Source organism: Bordetella petrii, assembly GCF_020991325.1.
Classification (GTDB): domain Bacteria; phylum Pseudomonadota; class Gammaproteobacteria; order Burkholderiales; family Burkholderiaceae_B; genus Bordetella_A; species Bordetella_A petrii_E.
The window spans coordinates 1-2,932 of record NZ_JAJMLX010000407.1; the positions used below are offsets into that span (position 1 = coordinate 1).

Annotated in this window: 4 protein-coding genes and 1 pseudogene; 3 read left to right on the forward strand and 2 right to left on the reverse strand. The window is 66.4% G+C overall.

Translation table 11 applies throughout. The features are described 5' to 3' along the window. A pseudogene (locus LPZ50_RS23750) lies at window positions 1–353 on the forward strand (RNA polymerase subunit sigma-24); the annotation flags it as partial. 130 nt (window positions 354–483) lie between these two features. Continuing rightward, a complete protein-coding gene (locus LPZ50_RS23755) occupies window positions 484–894 on the forward strand; it encodes a DUF4168 domain-containing protein (RefSeq protein ID WP_230665316.1) in 411 nt (136 codons plus the stop codon). Window positions 895–944: 50 nt separating this feature from the next. Here the strand turns inward: LPZ50_RS23755 and LPZ50_RS23760 are convergent, their stop codons facing one another. After that, complete coding sequence (locus tag LPZ50_RS23760) at window positions 945–1,520, reverse strand: SRPBCC family protein (protein WP_230665317.1); 576 nt, start codon at window positions 1,518–1,520, stop codon at window positions 945–947. Continuing rightward, window positions 1,517–1,894 carry an ArsR/SmtB family transcription factor gene (locus tag LPZ50_RS23765; protein ID WP_230665318.1) on the reverse strand — a complete coding sequence of 126 codons (378 nt, stop codon included), beginning with the start codon at window positions 1,892–1,894 and terminating at the stop codon, window positions 1,517–1,519. Before LPZ50_RS23765 ends, LPZ50_RS23760 begins: the two co-directional genes overlap by 4 nt. 170 nt (window positions 1,895–2,064) lie before the next feature. Between LPZ50_RS23765 and LPZ50_RS23770 the strand changes: the two genes are divergently transcribed. Beyond that, the coding region (locus LPZ50_RS23770; RefSeq protein ID WP_230665319.1) for a motility protein A at window positions 2,065–2,932 on the forward strand (868 nt) is incomplete at its 3' end.

Below are 2,932 nucleotides of genomic sequence, written 5' to 3' on the forward strand. Positions count from 1 at the left end.
TGGCGGCCTGCCACGCGCGCGCGGCGCGGCCCGAAGACACCGACTGGCAGCAGATCGTGGGCCTGTACGATGCCCTGGCGCAAGTGGCGCCATCGCCCGTGGTAGAGCTGAACCGCGCGGTGGCGGTGGGCATGGCCTACGGGCCGCAAGCCGGACTGGCCCTGGCGGACGCCCTGGTGGCCGATCCCGTCCTGGCGGGATACCACCTGCTGCCCAGCGTGCGGGCCGACTTCCTGGCACGCCTGGGCCGCCGCGAGGAAGCCAGCGCGGAATTCCAGCGCGCCGCCGGCATGGCGCGCAACGCGCGCGAACGCGAATACCTGCTGTCTCGGGCGCGCGCGCTGAATTCCTGATCCCCCTTGAAACGCCCGGTAACCTGGCTTCCCGGGCCATGACACATGCGCAAACATCGCAAAGCTTGAACCGCGGCGCCCCCCCTTGTCATCATCGGGTTGTACGTTTCAACCTGAACAAGGAGGCTTCATGCTGCGTTCGACCCCCGCTTTTTTTGCCGCTGCCGTACTGGCCGCGAGCCTGGCGCCCGCCGCCGCCATGGCGCAAGCCGCGCCCGCCGCGCAGCCCCCTGCCCAGATGCAGCCGGCCATCAAGCCGTCTGATGCACAGCTGCAGAAATTTGCCACGGCCTCGCAAAAGGTGGCCATGGTGGCCGACGAATACCGCCCCAAGCTGCAAGCGGCCAAGGACGACACGGCGCGCGAGCAGGTTTACCGCGAAGCCGACGAAAAAATGGTGCGCATGGTCAACGCCGACGGCCTGACCGTCGACGAGTTCAACGGCATCGGCCAGGCCATCGAGCAAGATCCGCAATTGCGCCAACGCGTGATCGAGATGGCCAAGAAGAACCCGCCGCCCGCCGGCGCCGCGCCGCGCTGATCGGCCCCGGGGGCGGGCCGATCAGCGCGCCCCCGCAGCCTGGTTCACTACTACGCCGCCTGGCCCAGCCTGGCGGCGTAGTCTTGTTCCAGCACGCTGTACATCGTCCAGAACGGCGTGGGCGTGCGGCCCTCCAGTTTGTCGGCCAGTACAGCCAGGTGGGTATGCCAGCCGGCCGATACACTGAGCCGGGTGTCGGCGCGCACCAGCCTGCGATGCGTCAGCACCAGGCGCACCAGGTCGCCTTGCGGCGCAAGTTCGAAGGTGACTTCGGACAGTTCTTCATGTTTGCCGCCCCAACTGATGGCCAGCAAGCGGGGCGGCTCGCAGCGCAGCAAGGTGTGCTGCGTGGCGATGGCACCTTCATAGGCGCGGAATTTCTCGGGCACGGGGTCGCTGCCCGGCGCCACCCCGCTGTTGTCGAAGCGCAATTCGAAGCCGGCGCCGGGCTGGGCCGGAAGGTCTCCGGCGGCCAGCCATAGCGCGCGCTTGTCGGAATCCGCCAGCCAGGCCCACACGCGCTCTATCGGCCCCGGCAGCAGGCGCACGAACTGCAGCGCCCCGGACTCTACCGGTTCTGCGTAGCCTTTGCGGTAAGACGAAACGGATGTAGCAGCATGACTCATGGTTGCGGTCCTTGGGTGGAAGTTGTGGAAAGCCGCGCCTCGGCGTCCGCTTCGGCTTGCAGCAGGGCTTGCAATGCGTCCAGCCTGCCCGTCCAGAAACGTTCGTAGTCGCGCAGCCATGCATGGGCCTGTGCCAGCGGGCCGGCCTCGATGCGGCACAAGTGCTGCCTGCCCTGCACGCGCCGCCTGACCAGCCCCGCCCCTTCCAGCACCTTCACGTGCTTGGATGCCGCCGCGAATGACATCTGGAAAGGCGCGGCCAGTTCGCCGACGGGGCGTTCGCCATGGCGCAGCGCCTGCAGCATGGCGCGGCGCGTGGGGTCGGCCAGGGCGTGGAAGACGCGGTCCAGGTAGGGGGTTTGATATTCAACCATTTGGTTATATTAATTCCGGCATCGAGAACATTCAACTTTATGGTTGAATATTTTTTGTAACCTCGCTTCCCGCAAACCGCCCTTTTTCCCGCCGTTCTCCGCCGATTGCCGGGCGCCATGCCTTTCTAGAATGCCCTGTTCGCACCGGATCTACGCGCAAGGCACTGTTCATGAACCTTTCCACCCTCATCGGCATCGTGGTCGCCATATTCACGCTGGCCGCCGCCCTGGTCATGTCCGCCACCGACCCTGCCCTGTACGTCAACCTGCCCGGGCTGATCGTGGTGCTGGGGGGCACGTGCGCGGCGCTGTTCATCAGCTACCCCTTGCGCGAAGTGGCGCGCGTGTTCGCCCTGGTGCGCACCGTGTTCCGCAGCGAGCGCATCGATTCGCGCCGCGACATCGACGAACTGGCCGCCATGGCGCAGTTGTGGATGAACAACGATGTGCGCAAAGTGGAAGACGCGCTGCAGAAAGTCTCGAACCCGTTCCTGCGTACCGGCGTCCAGCTGGTCATCGACCATACCCCCGAAGACCAGATCATCGAATTGCTGCAATGGCGCATCGCGCGCCTGCGCGCGCGCGAACACGCCGAAGCGCAGATGTTCCGCATCATGGCCGGCTTTGCGCCGGCCTTCGGCATGCTGGGCACCCTGGTGGGCCTGATCAACCTGATGTCCATCCTGGGCAGCGGCGACATGGTGCTGATCGGCCAGCAACTGGCCGTGGCCCTGATGACCACCTTCTACGGCATTCTGCTGGCCAACCTGGTGTGCAAGCCCATCGCCGTGAAGCTGGAACGCCGCACGGAGCAACGCCTGATGGTCATGAACATGGTGCTGCAGGGCATTGCCATGATGTGCGCGCGGCGCGGGCCGGCCGTGGTCCGTGAAACCCTGAACTCGTTCATGATGCACATCGAAGACGAGGTCTACGACGGCGGCCAGGATGCCGCCGGCCAGGCGGCTGCCAAAGCCGCGCCCAGCCCCAGGCCCGCGCCATCCAAACCCGCCAAGCCCGCGTCCGCGGCCCTGGCCC

Excerpts from the sequence above, each read along its gene's own strand:
- LPZ50_RS23755 (WP_230665316.1), top strand. The coding sequence starts at position 484 with ATGCTGCGTTCGACCCCCGCTTTTTTTGCCGCTGCCGTACTGGCCGCG.
- LPZ50_RS23760 (WP_230665317.1), bottom strand. The coding sequence starts at position 1,520 with ATGAGTCATGCTGCTACATCCGTTTCGTCTTACCGCAAAGGCTACGCA.
- LPZ50_RS23765 (WP_230665318.1), bottom strand. The coding sequence starts at position 1,894 with ATGGTTGAATATCAAACCCCCTACCTGGACCGCGTCTTCCACGCCCTG.